Origin of the sequence: Nostoc sp. KVJ20, assembly GCF_001712795.1 — a bacterium.
Taxonomy (GTDB): Bacteria; Cyanobacteriota; Cyanobacteriia; order Cyanobacteriales; family Nostocaceae; genus Nostoc.
This window is the reverse complement of sequence record NZ_KV757620.1, coordinates 18,103-41,641: the sequence shown is the minus strand read 5'-3', so window position 1 is coordinate 41,641 and position 23,539 is coordinate 18,103. Positions and strand designations below refer to the sequence as shown.

Here is a 23,539-nt window from a genome sequence, read left to right as displayed (position 1 = left end):
TCATGAAAAGATTCCTGTCAGAAAATGCATAAAAACTAAATATAAACCAGTAAAATTATCTATCGTTATTTAATAGTGGTGAAAAAGGTGAAAGATATTCATATAAGAAGTTTAACAGCCGAAGAACGCCAATCTCTGTTAATGAGAGAATCCAAAGATTATATGCGCGGGAAGAAAAGCCTAAGCCAATTTCAGGAAGCTGAACGTAAATATGGTACAGATTATGGTTCAGTTACCCTCGAATTAGCTAGTAAAGATAAGCTCATACCAAAGCTATGGCGTTTTTTGGCATCTCCTTGGCGGCAAAACAAAGATCAGGACTTAATTAAACTCAGATAGTATCTATCTATGTGCTGAAATTAGAGTTTTAATTAGTAATTGAATGTTGTACTTGGTAATTACGCGCTACTAGCATAACTCCAGCTAGGCGATTAGCAATTACAAATAGCAACTCTTGGGTGGCTTTAGAATCAAAAGTTGTCACATCTCTACTGTAGAGACACAAAACTCCTAAACTATCCGTACCTCCGATTATTGGTATAGTAATCAATGTTTCATAATCTAAAATACGGCCAGTTCTATCTTTGCTAAAAACGTATTGCGGATCATCCGCGTGCCACATATTATTGCTGCGTGATAAGTGTACAACCCGTCGCTTTTTGTCAATGAAAGTACAACCCGCACATCCCCGATTTGGATTAGAGTCTTTACCAATATAGAAACGTACTTTATTTCCATACTCATTTGGTGATTGTGATTGACACCAAGTAGTTAAAAAATCTGGATCACTAGGATCTGGTGCATAAATTGCGATACCACACCCATCTAGAAGTGGCATGATGTTGAGTGTTTTTTCGATAAATTGCTCTAAGAGCCGCTTGAGTGATTCATGAATATTTGGATTTACATCTAGCTTAGGTAGAAGTAATAGTAGAGATTCATCCAGTTCGTTAAGCTTGATTGCGATTTGATGCGCTTTATGATAATGTATTGTACTCAATGAAAGCGGCAACAGAGTAATTAATAGAACTAAAGCCAAAACCCATAGTTTGACAGGTATTGGCTCGTTAATTAAAGGCAATAGCTTTTCTGAAAACACTTTATCTGCTTGGTTGCCAATAACACCACTAAAAGCTGCAAGCGATAAAGACGCTAGAAAACTGATAACTATTTTTACCCAGTTGGGAATTTTTGGTAAATTAAACGCCATAGCTGCTGATTGGCATCTAAAGAGGTGGTCAGTAGACCTTTAATTACAGTATAAAGGCTATATAAACAACAACAGGTGTACTTTACAGAATCTCACTGAGATATATCTAACAGTTGTTGCACAGTCATCTGCATAAACCTTCCCTGTCCCCACACAGAGTTACCATAATTCCAGGTCGCCTAGTGGATGCTGAAAATGATTGACCCCTACGACTTTGAAGACGATGACTTTGACTTTGAGGATGAAGAGTTATTTAAAATAAAACCCATCAGCCAAATGACTGAAGGGGAAAAGCTACAGCGGTTTAAGCGCTTCTTCGACAGCAGCAGCCGTGCTATGTTGCAAGACTGTTTATTTCGCATCGTCAATTACGAAGATGGTACGGGTACGTTAGAAATTCTGTGCCCTAATGAAGTTGTAAGACAACGCCTTTCCAAGAAAAAGCGCAAAATTACCAACAACATCAACACCTGCTGGAGTCATATAAGATGGTTTTCGCTATGTGTTCAGCAAGATAGTGAGTTGCATTGCCAGAAGTTTACCCGTAACGGTGATTTGGCTTAGTTGGGGACTGGGGACTGGGGANNAATGACGAATGACGAATGACAAATGACTAAAAAACAAAAATTTCCTTACCTAGTTGGTTCTAAGTGGACAGCACAGCAAAAAGTTGATGGCTGGCGGCACTTCCAAGTAGTAAATCGTAAAAATCAGGCTAAGTGGGTTTATGCCGAAATGGTTTCTGCTTGTGATCCTAAAGTCCGTTTCTGGATAAATGCCAAATTATTACAAGATAACTCCCAATGGCAAGCTGGCTGGCAAACATTACAGGAAATCCACGGAATTGAAAATGAGGTGTCCTGATTTGCTTCGCTCCCAGTGTTGCCCATAAGTGGGCTGCTGCCATTGAAGGAGGCGGCAGCCGAAAGATTTAACAATCTTAGATAAGATCTGACAATTTAATAATTTTTTACAAAATCACACTAACTTACTCTCAAGCAGCAATTAAATGGTTGTGACTATCGACTAAAAACTGGCAATTTATCTGCGATACCTTTCCTGCGGAACGCTGTGCGTAGGTTGCTTCCACGTTCGCGTAGCGTCCCGCAGGGAAGTGGTACGGCGAGCTACGCTAACGCAAATTCCAATAGTATTTTCAGCATAGGGCTGCATATACCTCGCTTTACCCTTAACCCTGCGCCCCAATGCGCTGAAAACACGTTGTACAAACATCAGCTAATTCCATGAAAAGCATTCAAAAAAGCCTATTCTAGCTTTTTGTATTTTGTAACTATTTTTATAAAAATAAGTAATAAAAAGTTTTTTTTAGCTATTTTTAGAGCTATTAAAGTCTTTTAGGTTGATAAAAACCTAAATAGATACAATTAATTTTTAATTCATCATATTAGACCGTTTTACAGATTAGGAGCCACTTTCTTTTCTATGTAATTTGCCCAATAATGACATTCACAGACCTCACGCATCGCCATCTCAGGAAAGGTGAAGGCAAATGTTTGAGCCACAAGTTTGACAAGAAGCTATAAGAGGGAAACAACAGTGAAACTAGCAGTCTACGGAAAAGGTGGTATCGGCAAATCCACAACTAGCTGTAATATATCCGTCGCCCTAGCTAAACGTGGCAAGAAAGTGCTGCAAATTGGTTGCGACCCCAAACATGACAGTACCTTTACCCTGACTGGGTTTTTGATTCCGACAATTATCGACACCCTCCAAGAAAAGGATTATCACTACGAGGATGTCTGGCCGGAAGATGTGATTTATAAAGGCTACGGTGGTGTTGATTGCGTAGAAGCTGGTGGCCCACCTGCGGGTGCTGGATGTGGCGGCTATGTGGTCGGTGAAACCGTAAAATTACTTAAAGAACTCAACGCCTTTGATGAGTACGATGTAATTCTTTTTGACGTTCTGGGTGACGTAGTTTGCGGTGGTTTTGCAGCACCACTCAACTATGCAGATTACTGCCTGATTGTTACAGACAACGGCTTTGATGCTTTATTTGCGGCTAATCGGATTGCTGCTTCAGTCCGCGAAAAAGCCCGAACTCACCCACTGCGTTTAGCTGGGTTAATTGGCAATCGCACCTCCAAGCGCGACTTGATTGAAAAATATATAGAAGCTGTGCCCATGCCAGTTTTGGAAGTTTTGCCTTTGATTGAAGATATCCGTGTTTCCCGTGTGAAAGGAAAGACTTTATTTGAGATGGCAGAGCAAGATCCTTCCCTAGACTACGTTTGCGACTACTATCTCAACATCGCCGACCAAATTCTAGCGCGTCCTGAAGGTGTTGTACCGAATGACACACCAGATCGGGAGTTGTTCGCTTTGTTGTCCGATTTTTATCTAAATCCGGGTAAACCCCAGGTTCCTAATTCAGAAGAGGAACTAGACTTGATGATTGTATAAATCACCAAGTTCTCAGGATGGGGGACAATAACATGGCATTCTTTCATAGCTTTACAGATTCAATAAAGCAAAAGTGGTTGCAATTTTTCCAGAATAATCGAGACTGGATTACCCTGCACATGCAAGTGGAATCAGTGTACACCCCTGATGGCGGGAAGCGACCACCTTCTTACCTCATCCTGGGAGTTCTTAACGCCCTAGAACCGAAGCTAGCGCAGTTAATGTTGCCCTTTGCCAAACTTAATCCTGACGCCGATACCCTAATTGACGTGCTGGATTTGCATTTTGACCCAGATTTAGCTCTCGGTAATCGCTTCGTCGTCAACCCAGATGTCGAGAGATTCGTGGAAGCAGCAGCAGATGTCATTGACGAAAAGCCTGAAGATGAAACATTGACACATTCTCATACAAATGGCTTTGCGGCGGTGGCGGTAGTTCAAGAGTTCACAATGGTGGATTCTGAGGATGAAAGCTTTGGGATCAGCGAGTTGGAGGAAACCGAGGATGGCTTTGGCGATATTTCCTTGACCAACGGACACAACTCAAAAGATGAGTCTCTGCAAACCTCTAGTTTAGAAGCAGATGAGTTTGGGGAAATTGCCTTCGATTCAACAGCTGCGATAGAAGTAAAGCTGGATGAAGACGAGGAACTTGAAGATAGTTCACTAGATGAGAATGCGTTTAAAGACGTGTTATCAGATGTCTGGGGTGATGAAACAGCTTTGCAAAAGGCTGAAGAAAGTAACGATTTTTTGGGGGAAGAACTGCCAGCAGGCGTTTTTGATGAATCAGAAATTGCCCGCCTCTTCCCCAACGCTTAATTATTGCCGTTCTTCGCAATTTTAAGGTTTAGATTTGGGGTTTTGGATGAGGAATTAGGGAAATTGTCGTTAGACAGAGGATACTTTTATTGTCCCAGCCTTCAATCCAAAATTATCAATCTAAAATCTGAAATTGGTTGAACTGCCATTAAATATCAAGGGGAGAAAAAACCAAAATGACTGTCGCTCAACAACCAGAAGCTTTAAGCTTTGAATGTGAAACTGGAAATTACCATACCTTTTGCCCAATTAGCTGCGTGGCGTGGTTATACCAAAAAATTGAAGATAGCTTCTTTTTGGTGATTGGGACAAAAACTTGTGGCTACTTCCTGCAAAATGCGATGGGGGTAATGATTTTTGCTGAACCCCGCTATGCAATGGCAGAGTTGGAAGAGGGCGATATTTCGGCACAACTGAGTGATTATGAAGAGTTAAAGCGGTTGTGCTTGCAGATTAAACGCGATCGCAATCCTAGTGTAATTGTCTGGATTGGCACTTGCACCACCGAAATTATCAAAACAGATTTGGAAGGTTTGGCACCGAAGCTAGAATCCGAAATTGGCATTCCCATCGTTGTTGCGCGGGCAAATGGTCTAGATTACGCCTTCACCCAAGGAGAAGACACCGTATTAGCAGCAATGGCTAACCGTTGTCCTGATAAGTCTCCGGTGGCGGAAACAGAGAAAAGTGAACGGAATGCGATCGCTAAATTGCTCAACTTTGGTAAAAAGAAAGAAGATGTCGCCCAAGATGAATCTGAGTACGTAGATCATCCACCCTTAGTTCTCTTTGGCTCCCTTCCCGACCCCGTGGTTACTCAGTTAACCTTGGAACTGAAGAAACAAGGCATCAAAGTTTCCGGCTGGCTACCCGCGAAGCGCTTCACAGAATTGCCAGTACTGGAAGAAGGGTATTATGTCGCTGGTGTCAACCCCTTCCTCAGCCGCACAGCTACCACCTTAATGCGTCGCCGCAAGTGTAAACTCATTGGCGCACCCTTCCCCATTGGCCCTGACGGTACTCGCGCTTGGATTGAGAAAATCTGCTCGGTGTTCGGTATTACTCCCAAGGGTTTGGATGAACGGGAAGCACAAATTTGGGCAGGTTTGGAAGATTATGTGAAACTGATTCGCGGTAAATCTGTATTCTTCATGGGTGATAACTTGTTGGAAGTTTCCCAAGCCAGATTCTTAATCCGTTGTGGGATGACAGTTCACGAAATCGGCATTCCCTACATGGATAAGCGCTATCAAGCTGCTGAGTTGGCATTGCTGGAGAAAACTTGCCAGGAAATGAATTCACCTCTGCCAAGGATTGTAGAGAAGCCGGATAATTACAATCAACTTCAGCGGATTTATGAGTTGAAACCAGATTTGGTAATTACTGGTATGGCTCACGCTAATCCGTTGGAAGCACGCGGTATTAATACAAAGTGGTCTGTGGAGTTCACTTTTGCTCAAATTCACGGCTTTACGAATGCGCGTGACATGTTAGAGTTAGTGACTCGTCCACTACGTCGGAATAATAATTTGAAAGATTTAGGTTGGGATAAGTTGGTGAGAGAAGAAGCGAAGATTTAGATTTGGGTTTAGATTTAGCAACAGCATAATACTATGTTACGGGCGAACTTTTCGGGTTCGTCCTTTTTTTTACGAACCGCAGAGGAGAGGTGAAAGTTGTGCTAGATTTGTAGACTGAGATTAAGATTACTCTTTTTTTTCACGTTTTAAACTCACAATTTTAATTATGAATAATTCAAAGTTAAGATCACATCCTAATATTCACAAATGTTTAATTTCATCACCAGCTAGATTCAATGGTGACTATGAAAATGATGAATTACTTATTGCACCAGCACATCCAAGTATGAGAAATCAAGCTTTAAAAAATACACAGAGAGAGAATGAATATAATGAAAGTCAAATAAGTATATATTACTATGTTTGCACTTTTAATTTTCTACCTGAACCAGATCAACAAATAGTAATTCCTGATAATTCATATATTGGTGACAGTATATCTATTGCTCTCGCTGTTTATTATGGAAAAAGGTTTGATAATCATGGAATATTAGAAAGCTATGGAATTTTTTGGATGCCAAATTATGAACCAATATTTTCAATTTATAACTACTATTTTGGTATTAATAATCATTTCCCCAGAAAAGACCTTGAAATTCCACTTACATTTGATAAATGTGAAGCAATAATCAAGTTTATCTTAACTCGCAATGCTCAATATGAAAAACTACATAGATACTTCTTGGCCGCTGGCAAGTTTTATTTGAATTCACTTCAAATCATGGATCAGGATATAGAAAAAGCATATCTTGATTTAATTACTTGTGGAGAAATACTGTCAAATTTTTATGAATATACTGATAATGAATTATATGATGAAGAAACTAAACAAATATTTATTAGATTAGCGTGCGTAGCTCAAGAAAGTGATATTAAACACTTAAAAAGTGGATCATATAAAGTAAGGAAAAAGTTTAGTTTAACTCTCAAAAGTTTACTTAATAAGAAATTTTTTAGTAAAACAGAAAGTACTGATGAAAGTATGAAACTTAAAGAGGAATGTATTGAAATAAATATAAAAGCAGCTCATGACATAAGAAGTAAGTATCTTCATACAGGGCAAATTTTTAAACCATATATAGAACAAATGTATCAAAGTATAAATGAAGTTGGTATACCTGAACCTAATGTGGATGACAAAGATTTAAAAAAGGTTCTCAAGAGAATACCAACTTACATTGGTTTAGAAAGAATAATACGTTTTGCATTACTCAGATTTCTTCATACCAATGGCGTATATATTCATAAAGACCTTGATGATGATAGTGAATTAATAAATTGAAAATTTTAACATTATAAAATTACTTGTACAAACCTTTATCCAAGTTTAAATTTTAATTTTTTAAACTAAAACTAAATATTATATATTATTCATAATCAAAAATTGAATAATTGCATACTTCAACTTGTAAAGGTGTAGATGGAATAATATATAAAACTTCTAATTTTTCAGTTTGCATATCAGATAATGGAGTTAGTGTAAGCCAATCTTTGAAATTGATATTTAACTTAGACATTGCCTGAATTTCTGCCTGATATGCCTCAAAACAATAATATGCTTCTATCTGCGCTTCAATTTTTTCTAATTTTTGAGTTAATTTTGGTTCTACCTCCTGTTTAGATTTTTGATCTAGTAATGTTTTTAGTAATACTGCTACAGAGAATAAAGCTACTGGCGCTGCTGTTATTGGTGCTATTTGTGTAGTTAATGCTAATAATACTCCTGGTATTGGTATTATTGGCTCTATTGCTAATAGAGATGCTTCAAGAAAAAATGGTTCTACTTTTGGTCTTAAAGTAGTCCATCCTCCAATAACACCACTAATCACGTTATTTACAGCGAGATGTGTAGGAGGAACTAATATTGTATGATTTTTATAAAATTGCTCTTTTTCTTCTTGATTAAGATATTGGAATGTTGATAAAATAAACTTTTTTACACTTTGAGATAGAAACTCTGCACCTTCTTGTAAACAATGTAGTGCAGTATCAATTTCTTCTAATTCTAAATAGCAAAGTGCCCTAGCTACATAAGTTAAAAATAATGATTTTAGATACTCATCAGCAACTTCAATGTTTTCTTCTAATACAGTCTCAAAAGAACCAGCATAAATATGTTGAGCTTCTAAAAATCGGTTGATGGCTAAATTTGCCATATTGATACGATTTTCAAGCTTATTCATTGTAAAAGCATCACGCGCTAAATCAAGGGCTGCACGAAAGTTAGCATAAACGGAAAGGTCAAATTTAAGATTGAGTTTATTGACATCTTTTTGTACAATTTTAAGGCGCTGTTCAATTTCCCATAAGCGTTTAATTACAACGACAAATCCTATTACTGAAACACCCAGATTAAGAATACTTGCTGCTGAACCAAATTGAGACAGTATTGTTAATGGTTGAGTTAAATAAGGTACTGTTTCACGTAACATAGCAACTATCTGCTTTGTCCGAAAATCACGAATAACACCTCCAACACGTTCGTAGGCTTTAGTTTTTAAGCCTTCATTAATCCAGTCAGGAATTGAAAATGTTGCTGTAACCGTTTCCATAATTTTCTCTCATTTGCTAAAATTTCAACAGCGTGATGTCTGCTAGCTAGTCACTTCGATTCTGCACAGCAAATATCTGCGCTTCACTTAGTATTCCCAATTTGAGTTCTATTCTGTCTAATAACGATCGCTCTTTTTAACGAACCATCCACGCCAACAAAGAAAAGCGATCGCTCAAATATCATCTCAGTCAAACATAGTTACAATAAGGTAGTAAAGATAGGAGGAAATATGAATTATGCTTAGTGGAATTAAACAAAAAGCTATTGTAGGCAAAGATGGCAAGATTGAACTCTCAGCAACCGAACTACCAGAAGGAACAATCGTAGAAGTTATTGTGCTAGTTGAACCATCAACTGAAGAGGATGAAACTACTTATCTTTTGAAATCAGAGAATAACAAAAAACATCTGCTCAAAGCTTTGGAAAATGTAGAAAAAGGAAATCTAATTTATGTAGATTTAGATGAATATGAAAAAAATTACCTTTGAACCAGAAGCTTTTGAACAATTAGGTCAGTGGGCAACAGAAGACAAGAAAATTTTCAAAAAAATATTAGCACTGATTAGAGATATACAAAGAGATCCTTTTGCAGGGATAGGGAAGCCAGAACCATTAAAATATGAACTACAAGGTTACTGGTCAAGGCGAATCACAGATGAACATAGATTAGTTTACAAAGTGCAAGAAGATTTATTGATTATTTTGACTTGTAAATATCATTATGAGCAATAAAGGTTATTGAGGCTGGGATATTGTTTTAGTTAAAGCGATCGCTCTTTTTTAACGAGAAGATGCAGAGCGATCGCAGATACAATCAGAAGTAAAAGGCAAGCAGATAGAAAATGGCTGAAATTGTCACTCTTCAACTCCCTGAAACACTGGCACAAAAAGCAAAGGAAATCGCTGCTTTCACACATCGACGGCTTGAAGATGTATTACTAGAATGGATTGACCGCGCCATTACCGAACTACCTGTGGAGTCATTACCGGATGAGCAGGTTTTGGCTATGTGCGATATGCAGATGGAAACTCAGCAGCAAGAGGTTTTCAGTGACTTGCAAGCGCGTTACCGAGAGGGACAGCTTAATGATGCAGAAGTTCGTCTACTAGATGAACTAATGCAAGTCTACCGACGTGGCTTAATAAGTAAAGCAAGAGCCTTAAAAGTGGCTGTTGAACGTGGCTTGAAACCAGCCCTTAATTAACAGCAATGGCCCGATTTTACATTCCTGTAGAAATAGAACGTCGTGTTCGTACCGATGCTCGAAATCGCTGTGGCTATTGTTTGAGTCCTCAGCGTTTAGTGATGGCACGTTTGGAAATTGAACACATTATTCCCATATCTAAAGGTGGTAGTAATGATGAATCCAACTTGTGGCTAGCTTGTCCCCTATGTAATCGCTACAAAAGTGATAAAACTACAGGGGTTGATCCAGAAACGAACGAAACAGTAAGGCTATTTAACCCTCGTACTCAAGTCTGGTTTGAGCATTTTGGCTGGAGTGAAGATGGTTTACGTATTGTTGGCAAAACGCCGACTGGTAGAGCAACTGTTGCAGTTCTACATCTGAGTGATGATGCAGATGCACTTGAAGTTCGCAGTTATTGGGTACTTGCGGGTTGGCATCCTCCAGAAGATTGAAGAAACCGCAGAGAGGTGCAAAGTAGCGCAAAGGTTTTAGAGAATTTGCGACAAAAATTTGCGTGTTCTTTCTTCTTTGGGGTTGCTGAAAAATGCGTCTGGAGTGGCTGACTCGACGAGGGAACCGCTATCCATTAAAATAACTCGGTCGGCGACTTCACGAGCGAATCCAACTTCGTGGGTGACTACTACCATTGTCATCCCATCACGGGCTAGACCTCGCATTACATCCAAAACTTCGCGTACCATTTCTGGATCTAAGGCCGAGGTGGGTTCGTCAAACAGCATGATTTTGGGTTGCATGGCTAAAGCACGTGCGATCGCAACCCGTTGCTGTTGTCCACCAGATAACTGTCCGGGATACTTCTGCGCCTGTTCTAAAATTCCCACTCTTGCTAAGAGTTGCATTGCCAATTCTTCAGCTTTTGCCTTTGGCGATCGCCGTACCCAAATTGGTGCTAAAGAGATATTTTGCAGCACTGTCAAATGAGGAAATAAATTAAATTGCTGAAACACCATTCCCACTTCTTTGCGAATCGTTTCAATATTTCGCAAGTCATGGCTGAGGGTAATGCCGTCGATTTCAATTTTTCCCTGTTGATATTCTTCTAAAGCGTTAAATGTGCGAATAAAGGTAGATTTTCCTGAACCAGACGGCCCCATTAATACTACTACTTCTCCACGATTGACTGTCAAGCTCACACCCTGAAGAACGTGGAATTTTCCATACCACTTATGAACATTTTCAGCAACAATTATTTTTTGTATATCTGACATATTATTCAAAGCCCTAATAATGAATATTATTTTTATAACAACCAATAACCAATAATCAATGACTAATGACTAATGACCAATAACTAATTACTCAACTGTCTCTCTAAGCGCCGAGAAGCTAACGACATGGAATAACAAAATACCCAGTAAATAAATCCAATAAATAGATAAACTTCTGCATAACGTCCAAGAAATTGTGGTTGTGCCAATATGGAACGGGCAATACCTGTTAGTTCTACTAATCCCACCAAAGATAATAGTGAAGTGTCTTTAAATAAGCCAATAAACTGACCAACGATCGCAGGAATAACGGTACGTAAGGCTTGAGGTAAGACGATTAACAAAATTACTAAGGCTGTATTTAACCCTAGCGCTTTTGCAGCTTCGATTTGACCGCGAGGTACTGATTGGAGTCCACCACGCACGTTTTCTGCCATGTATGCAGCACTAAATAAAACCAATCCAGCAATTGCTCGCAATACTCGATCTAGACGCACATCTGCTGATAGAAACAAGGGAAGCATTACCTGAGCTAAGAACAAAATACCAATCAGTGGTAATCCTCTAATAATTTCAATGTACAGGATAGAAAACCAACGCACTACGGGTAAATTGCTTGTGCGCCCTAAAGCCAGTAAAACCCCAATGGGAAAGGAAAGCACAATACTAACTGCTGCCATCAGGAGGGTAAGTAGCAAACCATTCCACAAATTTGTAGATACTGGCTGCAATCCAAATCCACCGCCAATTAGCCAAAGAATTATGGGGAAAGATAATAACCATAATAGAGATAGCCAAGGAGTTACTATCTTAGTAAACTTTCCTCCAAGCCAAAAACCTACAAATAGTAAAACTGCAATTAACAATAACCAAAGGCGGGATGTAAAGTCTTGTGGTAAAACAACTAATAAAATGCCGATGATAAAAGCAAACAAAGCAATTCCACGTTTTGTTAATTGTTGCTTGCCAAAGAATACACCTACAGTTAGGGCGGCTAAAATCGAAGCGATCGCTACCACAATCCAAATTCGCCAATATAGCGTTTGCGGAAATCTACCAACTAAAAATAAAGGTAAATTAATCTGAATTACTGCCCATTGTGCTTGAGTGGTTGCCCATGTGAGAATTCCTCGCACTGCCCAAAATAGCAACACCAAACAGGTAACAGTTAACAAGCTGTTGTACCAAGTACTAAACAGGTTTTTATGCAACCACAACAATTTTGGATTTTGGATTTTGGATTTTGGATTACTTGTCATCTTAATTATTTATTCTCCCTGCATACCTCTGCTAGACCAATTAAAAAAAAATATTGCGACAGATTGAAAGCAAAAAGCAATTACCACTAAATCTTTCTCTACGAGATGTTACGGAAACAAAATCTAAAATCTAAAATTGTCTTATCTCTCTTTAATTTGTACACTGCGATTGAATAAATTCATCACTACAGAGATGGTTAAACTTAGGGTGAGATAGGTGAGCATAATCAGTAATATCACTTCTACAGCTTTCCCCGTTAGATTAAAGGTGGTGGAGGCGACAAAATAAATATCGGGGTAGCCGATCGCGATCGCTAAACTGGTATTTTTGGTCAAATTAAGATACTGACTCGTTAACGTTGGAATGATTACCCGCAAAGCTTGGGGAAAAATCACTAACCGCATTGCTAACCCTGGTTTTAATCCTAGCGATCGCGCTGCTTCCCATTGTCCCTTCGGTACTGATTGAATCCCACCTCGGACAATCTCAGCAATAAATGCACCTGTGTAAAAAGTTAATCCCAACAGCAAAGCTGAAAACTCTGGTGATAAGGTAAACCAAGGGAGTTCTAAGCCATTTTGACTAACACCAATAAAACCCCAAAGGGATATCTTATTTTCTGTTTTGGGAAAACTAAGAAAAACAGCAAAGTACCAAAACAGCAATTGCAGCAGTAAGGGTGTATTACGGAAAATTTCCACGTAAACCATCGTGATATTCCGCACTAGCCAGTTGTCAGAAAGTCGGGCAATTCCAGCACCTACCCCTACAATTGTTGTGAGAAAAATTCCTGCAACCGCCACACGCAAGGAGTTAATTAACCCCACCCACAAAGCATGACTGTAGGTGTCAGTGGGTTTATAGTTAATCAGCGCCTCGCCAATATCAAAAGATGCTTGTTGCTTAAGAAAATCAAATCCAAACTGAATACCTAATTGCTGCAAATTGCGCTGAAGATTGCCCCACAGGATTACTACTACAATTGCTGCTAAAAATACGGCAGCTAATTGCAAGGCAATCCTCCAAAAGCGGACATCACGCCATATAGACGGTTTTGAGTTTGTCATTTGTCATTTGGCATAAGTTATTCTCCTCATCTCCCTAATCTCTTCTACCGAAACGGCGGAGAATAAAGTAGTCCGCCTTTGCTCCAGAGTTGATTTTGACCGCGAACTAGATTAAGTTTTGTTTTGGGGCCGAGGTTGCGATCGTAAATCTCGGCGTAGTTACCAACGTGTTTAATTATTCTGGCTGCAAAGTCGTTTGTTAAGCCCAGTCCTTCGCCAAGGTTGCCCTCGGTTCCCAAAAAGCGTTTAATATCTGGGTCATTACTAGCAGCAAACTGACCCACATTCTGAGAATTAATGCCCAACTCTTCAGCTTTTACTAGGGAATAAACCACCCATTTAACAACATCACCCCACCGAGCATCCCCTTTGGCAACTGCTGGTGCAAGAGGTTCTGAAGAAATCACTTCATCGAGAATTACGTTATCTTCTGGTTTAGGTAGAGTTGTGCGCCTAGAAACCAATGCCGAACGATCAGCTGTAATGCCATCGCAACGCCCTTGAGCATAGGTAGCAAAGGTAACATTAACGTCTTCAAAAACAACGGGTTTGTAAGGAATGCCCCTTTTTCGCATTTGGTCTGCTAAATTTTGTTCGGTGGTTGTACCAGTTTGAACGCAGATTGCTTTATCCTTCAGGTCTGCCAGGGACTTAATGTTGCTATTTTGGCGAACCATTATGGCTTGTCCGTCGTAAAAAACCACAGGTGCAAATTCTAGACCTACAGAGGTATCGCGGCTAAGTGTCCAGGTAGTGTTGCGGCTGAGAATGTCTACTTCGCCAGTTTGCAAAGCTGTAAACCGCTCTTTGGAATTCAGGTTACGAAATTCTACTGCATCTGGTTTGTCAAATAAAGCTGCGGCGATCGCACGACAAATATCTACATCAATGCCACTGTATTTACCATCAGTTCCCACAAAGCTAAACCCTGGCACTTCACCACTGACACCGCAACTTAACTGACCACGGCTTTTAATGCTATCCCAACGATTTCTAGTTACTGGTGCTGCTGGACTACTGCCTGGAGTACCAGGTGTACTTGCTGTTTGTCCTGAATCTCCACCACAAGAGGCGATCGCGCATACTAAAGGTGCGATCACTAGAATTAAAGCTGATTTACGCATAAACTTCATAATTACTAGACCAAAAATAATGTATTGCTCACTACAATCATTCAGTGAAAACAATTTGTTGCTTGTAATATAAAACTTTATCAGTCTATGTGCTATTTTTATTCGCTTTTAAAAAGGTAAAAACCGTTTTTACTTATATTTTCAAAAGCCTCAGATGCTATATAGAAATTATTTAAAATTGACTTCTGCTTTCAATTTTGATTTAAATTCCTGCTACCATGCTTGTTCTAGCAGTATATTCATTAAAATCATAAGGAAATATTAAAATTTAAGTGAGTTAGTGCTATATTCTTCGCCACGTAAGATTTAAAAACAAGTCATTATCACTTTTTTAATAATGAGAAATAATCCTTAATGAAACATTATTCACAGCGTAGAATGATTATCTGTTTTTTCTATTTTCATGCCCAGTGCCCCATTCTCCATGCCCCATTCCCCATGCCCCATGCCCTAATTGCATATTTCTATGTGATTAGAAGTATCCACACCAACCCAAACAACTACCCTTAGCAGGTTAAACTAGGTCTGGTAACAACTGCTCCACGTTCCTTATGAGGCTTTTATGGGAGCTAACCTCGAACAGATTGCCAACTATTTAGACAACCTTGGTTGGGACTACCGTTTTGATGATGAAGAAGACCGAATTATAACAGGTGTGGAGGCTGATAACCTAGAAGATTTCCTAATAGTTGTCCAGCTGGATGAAGAGGGAAAATTTTTTCGCGTATTTGCCCCTCAAGTTCTGACAGGAATTCAAGACCATCCTCACAAGGGAGTGATCCTACAGACAATGCTTGCCATTTCCTGGGAAACCAAAATGTTGCAATGGGAGTATGACCCATCCGATGGCGAAATCCGTGCCATTATTGAGTTCCCTCTAGAAGACTCGATTTTGACAGAAAAACAATTTCACCGTTGTCTGAGTGGGTTAATTCAGATTGTGGATGGTATAGCAATACCTCGCCTGAAAGAAGTGATGGTGACAGGTCTTGATCCGGGGAATATAGAACTTGGGGAAAGACTGTTACTCAGTATCCAAGAAGAAGCTCCAGGATTGTTAGATTTGCTGGAAAAAGCAATGGAAGCGCGAAAAAAGCGAGGAAGTTTTCCTAACGAGTGAGACGGATCATCACTTAAATAGCTATACTCCAAAGTGATACCCTCACTATATACTGAAATTTTCTGGGGCTGGATATTATGACATCCTATGCAACCTCCTCTGCCAAAGCGGAAATGAGTGAACTCCGGCGGTTGAAAGGCTTATTACCGCCAGAATTACAGAGCTGGGTCACGGTTGAAGGCACAACTGAGGTCAATCCACCCCTGGTTCGTTGCGAAGAAATTGGTAAAGACCAGGTAGAAATCCAAATTGACTTGGTGAAATGGGATGCCCTCGCAATGGATCAGCGTAATCTGCTGTTCTGGCATGAAGTTGCTCGCGTTCAAAATGACACAATTCCCAAAGATGGTTGGGAAATGGCAGCACTAGCCATCGGGTTAGGTGGTGCTGTGGGCGAATTGTGGGTACAAGATGGATTGCTGCTGGTGTTAGCTTTGTCGCTTTGTGGCGTGTCAGGCTGGCGACTCTACCAAAAGAATAATGGGGAAAAGCAACTAAAAGAATTGCTCAATGCTGATGAGAAAGCGATCGCTTTGGCAACTCGTTTTGGTTATAGCCTCCCCAATGCTTACAAGAGTCTCGGTAGCGCCTTAAAAACCCTGATTGACAATACTCCTAGTAAGCGCCAACGATCGAGATACGAAGCAAGACTTTCTGCCCTCAAACGCAGTGCCAATAAGGCAAAAGCTAAATCAAAAACTACAGATGAAGGTGCACTCTAGAAACCAGAAATTGGGTTGGGTGGCAATACTTGTCGGGTTTTTGGGAAAAGGAAAGGGGAAAGAAAAAACCTTTAACCTTTAACCTTTAACCTTTTCCCAAACCCTATTCAGAGTTAAAAATGCACAAAGCGTGCAGTATTGGGTTGGGTGGTTATTGTCCACCCTACAAAATACCTAAATTACGGGACTTGAGGTATCTTCAACAAGTGAAATTTATCATCCATTACTAGAAAACAGGGTTCGATGCCCTGTTTTCTAGTTTCTATTTCTCTATGAAGATACACATCATAATACCCCCCTGTAGTCTCCCCAAGGCATCGGGGGGACGGCGATAGCCGGGGGGTGAATTATATGCAGCTTCACAAAGAAACGGTATAAGCAGGTGTTCGCTTAATTATTGATAGTCGTGAACATTGTTTCCCCTAAAATCCTAATTTTTCCAACACTGGCTTTGTGGAAACAATGTGGCGTTCTAAACCCAATTCTTTGGGACTAACCCCAAGTGCCAAAGCAATCAACTGCGGTAAATGCAACACTGGTAAACCTAGCTTTTGTTCAATTACCTTTTCTACCTCTGGCTGACGCGAATCTAAATTTAAGTGGCACAGAGGGCAAGGTGTAACTATACAATCAGCACCAGATGCTAAAGCGTCCTGAATATGCATCCCCGCCATCTTAAAAGATTGGGTAGTGGCATAACTAGAAAGCGGCCAACCACAACATTGTGTCCGACCTCGGTAATAAATTGGTGTTGCACCCACAGCCCGAAACATATTCTCCATCGCTTCCGGTTGGAACGGATCGTCATAAGGCATAGATTTTTGGGCGCGGAGGAGATAACAGCCATAAAAAGCCGCACATTTTAATCCAGTTAACTTTCGGGTGACACGTTTGGTAATTTCCTCTAAACCGTAATCTGTCACCAAAGCGTAGAGAAGATGTTTAACGTCAGTACTACCGCGATAAGGCGAACAACCTTCTTTATGCAACAAGCCATTAACCTGTTCAATGTAGACAGGGTTAGAAGTCTGACATTCTTTCAAGTGTTCGTTGACATGACCGATAACACCTTGACAAGTGCTGCAATGGGTAAGTAAGGGCAAATTTAATTCTTCTGCTAGGGCAATATTTCTAGCATTGACTGTATCTTCTAGCAGTTGGGAATCTTCTTTAAATGTGCCAGAACCGCAGCAAGCAGCTTTTTTAAGTTCAACCAGTTCAATACCTAGTGCTTGGGTAAGGGCTTGAGTTGACTGGTAAAGTTCCCGACAGGCCCCTTGGGCAACACAACCGGGGAAGTAAGCGTATTTGAGTGTCTGAGGTAGCATAGAAGTATGTTTGGGTTAGAGCGATCGCTCTAAACAATAACTGTTTTATCATTCCTTGTTAGCACCGAATTTCTAATGTTGGATGTTTAGCGACCCTTTAACCCTCTAGGTTCAAAGCCGCAGCATCTACATATTTTTATTTCTAGCAAGGCTGTAAATACTGGTAGAGACGTTGTAAAAAAAATTAGCAATAATTGGAAAACAAAAGCATTTACACGGTGTCGGCAATGGCGTAGCACCACCCACTGCCTAAGTGTTGCCAAAAAACTTGCCAATTCAAATTTTAAGAAGAAAGGTTTTCTAACAGAAAAATCCTTGGCAGTATCCGGGTGATCGCGCTTGACGATAAGATGTATATGCTAAAAACAATGTCTCCTCTAACGAGCAGATCGTAGCAAGTGGTTAAGGACTTTTATTTATGAGCCAAGCGGAACTTTTTGAAAAGGTCAAGAAAATCGTCGTCGAACAACTCAGTGTTGACCCCCCTGATAAAGTCACACCACAATCCAAGTTTATGGAAGACCTGGGAGCAGATTCCCTGGATACCGTTGAATTGGTGATGGCCTTAGAAGAAGAATTTGATATCGAAATTCCCGACGAAGCTGCCGAACAGATTACATCGGTTCAAGACGCAGTAGATTACATCAATAACAAAGTTACCGCATCAGCTTAATTGGAGATGGGGGATTGGGGATTGGGATTGGGAATGATTATTTCCCCGCACCTAGCCACCCGGAGGTGACGCTCCTAACGTAGCTAACGCCAGTCGCTCATGGTGCAGCCCTGCGGTATTGGGGTTTCCTCAACTATTCGCGTAGCGTCTCCGAACAGGAGAAACAAGTGGGGTGGAAGCCCCCAACACCACGCTGGCTGACGCTACTTACTCACTAACCCCGAATTTTTTGCCATGCAGCTTTTTCGCCATTTTTAACTGAATCATGACAGATCATACACGTAAACGCGTTGTTGTAACTGGTGTTGGCGCGATTACACCTATAGGTAACACAGCAACAGAATATTGGGATGGATTATTAAGTGGACGCAATGGCATTGACTACATCACATTTTTTGATGCGTCTCGCCATGATTGCCGGATTGCTGGTGAGGTGAAAAACTTCGATCCACATGATTACTTGGAGCGCAAAGAGGCCAAGCGGATGGATCGATTTTCCCAATTTGGGGTTGCGGCAGCAAAACAGGCTCTAGCTAACGCGGAGTTAGTGATCAATGACCTGAATGCAGAACAGGTCGGTGTCATGATCGGTTCTGGCGTTGGTGGCATTAAGGTATTAGAAGACCAGCAAACTATCTACCTCAACCGTGGCCCCGATCGCTGTAGTCCATTCATGATCCCGATGATGATCGCCAATATGGCGGCAGGATTAACGGCAATTCACACGGGTGCTAAAGGGCCAAACTCCTGTCCTGTAACTGCCTGCGCCGCTGGCTCTAATGCCATTGGAGATGCTTTTCGTCTCATTCAAGGGGGATATGCCCAGGCAATGATTTGCGGGGGTACGGAGGCAGCTGTCACACCATTGTCGGTAGCTGGGTTTGCCGCCTGCAAGGCACTCTCTTTTAGCAATGATGACCCAACTAAAGCTTGCCGTCCCTTTGACCGCGATCGCAACGGATTTGTTTTGGGTGAAGGTTCAGGAATTTTAATTCTAGAAGAACTGGAACACGCCCTCAGTCGCGGCGCTCACATTTATGCCGAAATGGTCGGCTATGGGATGACCTGTGATGCTTACCATATCACCTCCCCCGTACCTGGTGGATTCGGAGCTGCTAGAGCCATCGAACTAGCGCTCAAAGATGCTGGAATAGCTCCCGAACAAATCAGCTACATTAATGCCCACGGCACTAGCACCCCAGCTAATGATTCAACTGAAACCTCAGCAATCAAAAAAGCCTTGGGAGAATATGCCTATAAGGTAGCAATTAGCTCCACCAAATCGATGACAGGTCATTTATTGGGCGGTTCTGGAGGTATTGAAGCAGTGGCAACAGTACTGGCGATCGCTAATGACCAAATTCCACCGACAATTAATCTGGAAAATCCTGATCCAGAATGTGACTTAGATTACGTGCCTAACTTTAGCCGCGCTCAAAAAGTCGAGGTGGCAATATCCAATTCTTTTGGGTTTGGCGGTCATAATGTCACACTGGCCTTTAAGAAATACGTTTAAAAGAAGTCAGGAGGCAGAAAGCAGGAGGCAGGAGGCAGAAGGCAGAAGGCAGAATTCTGAATTCTGAATTCAGTAGTTTAATCCGACTCTGCTCGTTTGCCCAATTCCCAATGCCCCATGCCCAATGCCCAATGCCCCATGCCCAATGCCCAAAGTATCAGAAATAACATTCCGATATAATTTAAGCGTTCAGCATGACCCAATTATCAGCTTGATTTATCACCAGAAACTCAGGAGATCCCGCTTGTCCATCGACAAGCGGGAGTGGGATGATGAGGATACTGTGGGGAATCTAAAATAACCCCAGCAAGAGAAGCTACGAAGAGTGCTAACCCGTCGTTAAAAACAAGAGATTATGACTGTTGCAACCCAATCCCTCAAAGAATTGTCCCTCGAAGAACTTTGTATTAACTCGATCCGCTTCTTGGCTGTTGATGCCGTAGAAAAGGCCAAATCGGGACACCCAGGACTGCCAATGGGCGCGGCTCCGATGGCTTTTGTCCTTTGGGATCGCTTTTTGAAGTTTAATCCCAAAAATCCTAAATGGTTTAACCGCGATCGCTTTGTCTTGTCTGCCGGTCATGGCTCAATGTTGCAGTATGCCCTACTGTACCTGGCAGGCTACGATAGCGTCACCATCGAAGATATTAAACAATTCCGGCAGTGGGAATCCAAAACCCCCGGACACCCCGAAAACTTCATGACCCCAGGTGTGGAAGTCACAACTGGCCCCTTGGGTCAAGGAATTGCCAATGGAGTTGGTTTAGCGATCGCTGAAGCACACCTTGCCGCTAAATTTAACAAACCCGATACCAAGATTGTTGACCATTACACCTACGTAATTTTAGGTGACGGTTGCAACATGGAAGGGATTTCCGGTGAAGCTGCTTCTTTTGCAGGACACTTGGGATTAGGCAAACTCATCGCTCTGTACGACGATAACCACATTTCCATCGACGGTTCTACAGATGTGGCATTCACCGAAGATGTTTCCAAGCGCTTTGAAGCTTACGGTTGGCACGTCCTACATGTCCAAGATGGTAATACAGATTTAGCAGCGATCGCCAAAGCAATTGAAGAAGCTAAAGCTGTCACCGATAAACCATCAATGATTAAGGTGACAACCACCATCGGTTATGGTTCCCCCAATAAGGCAAACACTGCTGGCGTTCACGGTGCTGCTTTGGGTGGAGACGAAATAGCATTAACTCGGAAAAATTTGGGTTGGGAATACGAGCCTTTCGTAATTCCAGAAGAAGCCCTCAACCACACACGTAAAGCTGTTGAACGTGGCGCAGGTTACGAAGAAGAATGGAACAAAACATTTGCCGACTACAAAGCTAAGTATGCCCAAGAAGCGGCTGAATTTGAACGCTACATTAGCGGCAAACTACCCGATGGTTGGGACAAGGTACTACCCACCTACACCCCCGAAGACAAAGGACTACCCACCCGCAAACACTCAGAAACTTGCCTCAACAAATTAGCGGCAGTTTTACCTGAATTGATTGGTGGTTCAGCTGACTTAACCCACTCCAACTTGACTGAAATTAAGGGTAAAGGCGACTTCCAAAAGGGAGAATACCAAAACCCCAACATCCACTTTGGTGTGCGGGAACATGCTATGGGCGCAATCTGTAATGGTATAGCTCTGCACACTTCAGGATTAATTCCCTACGGTGCAACCTTCTTAATCTTCACAGATTATATGCGTGCTGCCATCCGCTTATCCGCCCTTTCTCAAGCTGGCGTGATTTGGGTGATGACTCACGATTCCATTGGGCAAGGTGAAGATGGTCCTACACACCAACCCATTGAAACTCTCGCTTCCTTGCGAGCTATTCCTAATTTAACCGTGTTCCGTCCCGCAGATGGTAACGAAACCTCTGGTGCTTATAAAATAGCGATCGAGAAAGCGAAGGAAAATGCCCCGTCTCTGTTGGCGTTCACCCGTCAAAACGTCCCCAACTTGGCAGGTACATCCATTGAGGGCGTAGCCAAGGGTGGATACACCGTGGTGGATAGCGAAGGTACACCTGATCTCATCCTGATTGCCACTGGTTCAGAATTGAGCCTCGCCGTCGGCGCAGCCGAAAAACTCAAGGCTGAAGGCAAGAAAGTCCGTGTTGTCTCGCTACCTTCATGGGAACTTTTTGAAGCACAGGATGCGGCTTATAAAGAGTCGGTTCTGCCGAAAGCTGTCACCAAGCGTTTGTCTGTGGAAGCTGGTAGCAGTTTCGGTTGGCACAAATATGTGGGTACTGAAGGCGATTGCGTTAGTATTGATCGCTTTGGTGCTTCGGCTCCAGGTGGTGTTTGTCTAGAGAAGTTTGGCTTTAGCGTTGATAATGTGTTAGCTAAGGCTAAACAATTGTTGGGTTAATAGTAACAGAATATTCTCAAAATATTGTGGGGTGGGCATCTTGCCCGCCTTTTTTTTACGCACAGGAGCGCTGAGGGAGATTTGAGGGTTTGGGAGATTCACTATAATTGAAAATAAATAAGTAAAGAACTGGGAGGAAGTTATGCAGGAAGTTTCAAACCAAAAAGATGCGTTGGTCGCTCGAATATTACCAATCGTAGAAAAATTGTTTCGAGATAATAATGTATATCAATTAAAATTAGAAAAACAAGAAATGATAGAAATGTTAGTAGATATGTTTGGGCAGTTTTCACCGAAAGAAATAAGAGCTATTACGGAGCATGAAATAACACGTAGAATTAGAAAAATATTGACTTTAGAAGCAGTTTCAGGCACTTTAAATGATTTAACACCTGAGCAAATAGCAATTTTTGATGCAGCAGTGGAAGGTAGATAAAGAGTGACTTATCTACTAGATTCAAATATTGTTAGTTATATTTTAAAATAAACTTTAATGATTTAATGATTGCAAACACCATAGTTTAATTATTTTGGCAACTATCTTTAGATAGATAGGGTAAACCCTACGCGATTTCTCATTAGAAATCCTTTGCTAGTAATGAAAAAATGCAACTTTTATATCTAAAAATAGATATTTCATATTTAATTGATTTTGTCAATATGTAATCTCTTGCATTACACAATAAATCAGCAAGACCTTCTGTAGACTGAATCTAAATTCATGCTTTCAGTAGATGCAGTTATGACTTTGCAAATGCAATGATATATATGTACTCGAACAAGAGATAGTTGCTGTTGTTCAGATGAAAAATTCAGATTTTATCAGACTCCAGTAACTTTGGTTTTTAACCGATTGTTTGATGTTTTGAGAAGGTAACACAATGAATAACATCCTAAAACGCACACTTCTACCCAGCCTCATGGCTGCAAGTTTAGCTGGTGTCACCCTAGTTCCCGCGAAACCGGCTGCTGCTGATGACCAAGTACTAAGAGATGCAGGTATTGGGGCTGTTACCAATGTAGTCACCGGAGCAGTTAGGGGAAATGGTAGTGTATTAAACAATGCTGTTAAAGGTGGTGTCACTGGTGCAGCTGTCAATGGTGCAAATGGTCTGAGAAACACTCGCAATCGCCGTAACCGGAATGTTGTTCAAGATGTCGGAGTCGGTGCAGGCGCTAGCGCAGTAACTGGTGTAATTACTGGCGATAGGAAAGATACATTAGGCAATGCTGTTGATGGTGCAGCCGTAGGTGCAGCAATCCATCTATTAACCAATGGCAAATAATCAGTAAATTCATCAGCCGAAATATTTTCCAACAGTTAACGAA

Annotated in this window: 25 protein-coding genes; 18 read left to right on the top strand and 7 right to left on the bottom strand. The window is 41.2% G+C overall.

The window, feature by feature from the left end; translation table 11 throughout:
- Positions 1-87: 87 nt before the first annotated feature.
- Positions 88-339: a hypothetical protein gene (locus tag A4S05_RS15540; protein ID WP_069070727.1), complete on the top strand. Its 252-nt coding sequence runs from the start codon at positions 88-90 to the stop codon at positions 337-339.
- A gap of 28 nt (positions 340-367) precedes the next feature.
- On the opposite strand, the gene A4S05_RS15535 is transcribed toward A4S05_RS15540, so the two are convergent.
- The gene (locus A4S05_RS15535) at positions 368-1,210 is read right to left on the bottom strand and encodes a GAF domain-containing protein (protein ID WP_069070726.1); all 843 of its coding nucleotides are present in this window, start codon (positions 1,208-1,210) and stop codon (positions 368-370) included.
- 186 nt (positions 1,211-1,396) lie between these two features.
- On the opposite strand from A4S05_RS15535, the gene A4S05_RS15530 reads away from it, so the two are divergent.
- From A4S05_RS15530 to A4S05_RS15505, 6 genes are all read left to right on the top strand, one after another.
- Positions 1,397-1,774, top strand: coding sequence for a hypothetical protein (locus A4S05_RS15530; protein WP_256090991.1), 378 nt, complete (start codon positions 1,397-1,399; stop codon positions 1,772-1,774).
- Positions 1,775-1,819: 45 nt separating this feature from the next.
- Entirely contained in the window at positions 1,820-2,074 is a 255-nt protein-coding gene (locus A4S05_RS15525; RefSeq protein ID WP_069070724.1) for a TIGR02450 family Trp-rich protein, read from the top strand.
- 693 nt (positions 2,075-2,767) lie between these two features.
- Positions 2,768-3,634 carry a ferredoxin:protochlorophyllide reductase (ATP-dependent) iron-sulfur ATP-binding protein gene (gene bchL / locus A4S05_RS15520; protein ID WP_069070723.1) on the top strand — a complete coding sequence of 289 codons (867 nt, stop codon included), beginning with the start codon at positions 2,768-2,770 and terminating at the stop codon, positions 3,632-3,634.
- A 32-nt stretch (positions 3,635-3,666) separates the two neighbouring features.
- Entirely contained in the window at positions 3,667-4,455 is a 789-nt protein-coding gene (locus A4S05_RS15515) for a DUF5331 domain-containing protein (protein ID WP_069070722.1), read from the top strand.
- Between the two features lie 176 nt (positions 4,456-4,631).
- Entirely contained in the window at positions 4,632-6,035 is a 1,404-nt protein-coding gene (locus tag A4S05_RS15510) for a ferredoxin:protochlorophyllide reductase (ATP-dependent) subunit N (protein ID WP_069070721.1), read from the top strand.
- A 166-nt stretch (positions 6,036-6,201) separates the two neighbouring features.
- The gene (locus A4S05_RS15505) at positions 6,202-7,317 is read left to right on the top strand and encodes a hypothetical protein (protein ID WP_141699726.1); all 1,116 of its coding nucleotides are present in this window, start codon (positions 6,202-6,204) and stop codon (positions 7,315-7,317) included.
- A gap of 85 nt (positions 7,318-7,402) precedes the next feature.
- Here the strand turns inward: A4S05_RS15505 and A4S05_RS15500 are convergent, their stop codons facing one another.
- Positions 7,403-8,587, bottom strand: a complete 1,185-nt coding sequence (locus tag A4S05_RS15500; protein WP_069070719.1) for a hypothetical protein — start codon at positions 8,585-8,587, stop codon at positions 7,403-7,405.
- Positions 8,588-8,825: 238 nt separating this feature from the next.
- Here A4S05_RS15500 and A4S05_RS15495 point away from each other — a divergent pair, with 238 nt between their 5' ends.
- From A4S05_RS15495 to A4S05_RS15480, 4 genes are all read left to right on the top strand, one after another.
- Positions 8,826-9,077, top strand: coding sequence for a hypothetical protein (locus tag A4S05_RS15495; protein WP_069070718.1), 252 nt, complete (start codon positions 8,826-8,828; stop codon positions 9,075-9,077).
- Positions 9,058-9,321, top strand: coding sequence for a Txe/YoeB family addiction module toxin (locus A4S05_RS15490; protein ID WP_069070717.1), 264 nt, complete (start codon positions 9,058-9,060; stop codon positions 9,319-9,321). Before A4S05_RS15495 ends, A4S05_RS15490 begins: the two co-directional genes overlap by 20 nt.
- A gap of 110 nt (positions 9,322-9,431) precedes the next feature.
- On the top strand, positions 9,432-9,794 hold the full coding sequence (locus A4S05_RS15485) for a hypothetical protein (protein WP_069070716.1): 363 nt from the start codon (positions 9,432-9,434) through the stop codon (positions 9,792-9,794).
- A 5-nt stretch (positions 9,795-9,799) separates the two neighbouring features.
- Positions 9,800-10,231 carry an HNH endonuclease gene (locus tag A4S05_RS15480; protein WP_069070715.1) on the top strand — a complete coding sequence of 144 codons (432 nt, stop codon included), beginning with the start codon at positions 9,800-9,802 and terminating at the stop codon, positions 10,229-10,231.
- 36 nt (positions 10,232-10,267) lie between these two features.
- Here A4S05_RS15480 and A4S05_RS15475 read toward each other — a convergent pair whose 3' ends face one another.
- The 4 genes from A4S05_RS15475 to A4S05_RS15460 form a co-directional block, all read right to left on the bottom strand.
- On the bottom strand, positions 10,268-11,008 hold the full coding sequence (locus A4S05_RS15475) for an amino acid ABC transporter ATP-binding protein (protein WP_069070714.1): 741 nt from the start codon (positions 11,006-11,008) through the stop codon (positions 10,268-10,270).
- Positions 11,009-11,091: 83 nt separating this feature from the next.
- Positions 11,092-12,267 (bottom strand): amino acid ABC transporter permease, encoded by a 1,176-nt coding sequence (locus tag A4S05_RS15470; RefSeq protein ID WP_084227126.1) that lies wholly within the window; start codon positions 12,265-12,267, stop codon positions 11,092-11,094.
- A gap of 141 nt (positions 12,268-12,408) precedes the next feature.
- Entirely contained in the window at positions 12,409-13,335 is a 927-nt protein-coding gene (locus tag A4S05_RS15465; RefSeq protein WP_069070713.1) for an amino acid ABC transporter permease, read from the bottom strand.
- Between the two features lie 44 nt (positions 13,336-13,379).
- Positions 13,380-14,459 (bottom strand): amino acid ABC transporter substrate-binding protein, encoded by a 1,080-nt coding sequence (locus tag A4S05_RS15460; protein WP_069070793.1) that lies wholly within the window; start codon positions 14,457-14,459, stop codon positions 13,380-13,382.
- 571 nt (positions 14,460-15,030) lie between these two features.
- On the opposite strand from A4S05_RS15460, the gene A4S05_RS15455 reads away from it, so the two are divergent.
- Both A4S05_RS15455 and A4S05_RS15450 read left to right on the top strand, forming a co-directional pair.
- Positions 15,031-15,588 (top strand): hypothetical protein, encoded by a 558-nt coding sequence (locus tag A4S05_RS15455; RefSeq protein WP_069070712.1) that lies wholly within the window; start codon positions 15,031-15,033, stop codon positions 15,586-15,588.
- Between the two features lie 77 nt (positions 15,589-15,665).
- A complete protein-coding gene (locus tag A4S05_RS15450) occupies positions 15,666-16,310 on the top strand; it encodes a DUF3318 domain-containing protein (protein WP_069070711.1) in 645 nt (214 codons plus the stop codon).
- 422 nt (positions 16,311-16,732) lie between these two features.
- On the opposite strand, the gene A4S05_RS15445 is transcribed toward A4S05_RS15450, so the two are convergent.
- Positions 16,733-17,638, bottom strand: coding sequence for a CoB--CoM heterodisulfide reductase iron-sulfur subunit B family protein (locus tag A4S05_RS15445; RefSeq protein ID WP_069070710.1), 906 nt, complete (start codon positions 17,636-17,638; stop codon positions 16,733-16,735).
- 418 nt (positions 17,639-18,056) lie between these two features.
- On the opposite strand from A4S05_RS15445, the gene acpP reads away from it, so the two are divergent.
- The 5 genes from acpP to A4S05_RS15420 all read left to right on the top strand — a co-directional run bounded on the left by acpP (position 18,057) and on the right by A4S05_RS15420 (position 23,496).
- Positions 18,057-18,311, top strand: a complete 255-nt coding sequence (gene acpP, locus A4S05_RS15440) for an acyl carrier protein (RefSeq protein ID WP_069070709.1) — start codon at positions 18,057-18,059, stop codon at positions 18,309-18,311.
- A 265-nt stretch (positions 18,312-18,576) separates the two neighbouring features.
- Complete coding sequence (gene fabF / locus A4S05_RS15435) at positions 18,577-19,827, top strand: beta-ketoacyl-ACP synthase II (RefSeq protein ID WP_069070708.1); 1,251 nt, start codon at positions 18,577-18,579, stop codon at positions 19,825-19,827.
- A gap of 355 nt (positions 19,828-20,182) precedes the next feature.
- Entirely contained in the window at positions 20,183-22,210 is a 2,028-nt protein-coding gene (gene tkt, locus A4S05_RS15430) for a transketolase (protein ID WP_069070707.1), read from the top strand.
- A gap of 142 nt (positions 22,211-22,352) precedes the next feature.
- The gene (locus A4S05_RS15425; protein ID WP_069070706.1) at positions 22,353-22,646 is read left to right on the top strand and encodes a hypothetical protein; all 294 of its coding nucleotides are present in this window, start codon (positions 22,353-22,355) and stop codon (positions 22,644-22,646) included.
- A gap of 445 nt (positions 22,647-23,091) precedes the next feature.
- Positions 23,092-23,496: a hypothetical protein gene (locus A4S05_RS15420; protein WP_069070705.1), complete on the top strand. Its 405-nt coding sequence runs from the start codon at positions 23,092-23,094 to the stop codon at positions 23,494-23,496.
- Positions 23,497-23,539: the final 43 nt, after the last annotated feature.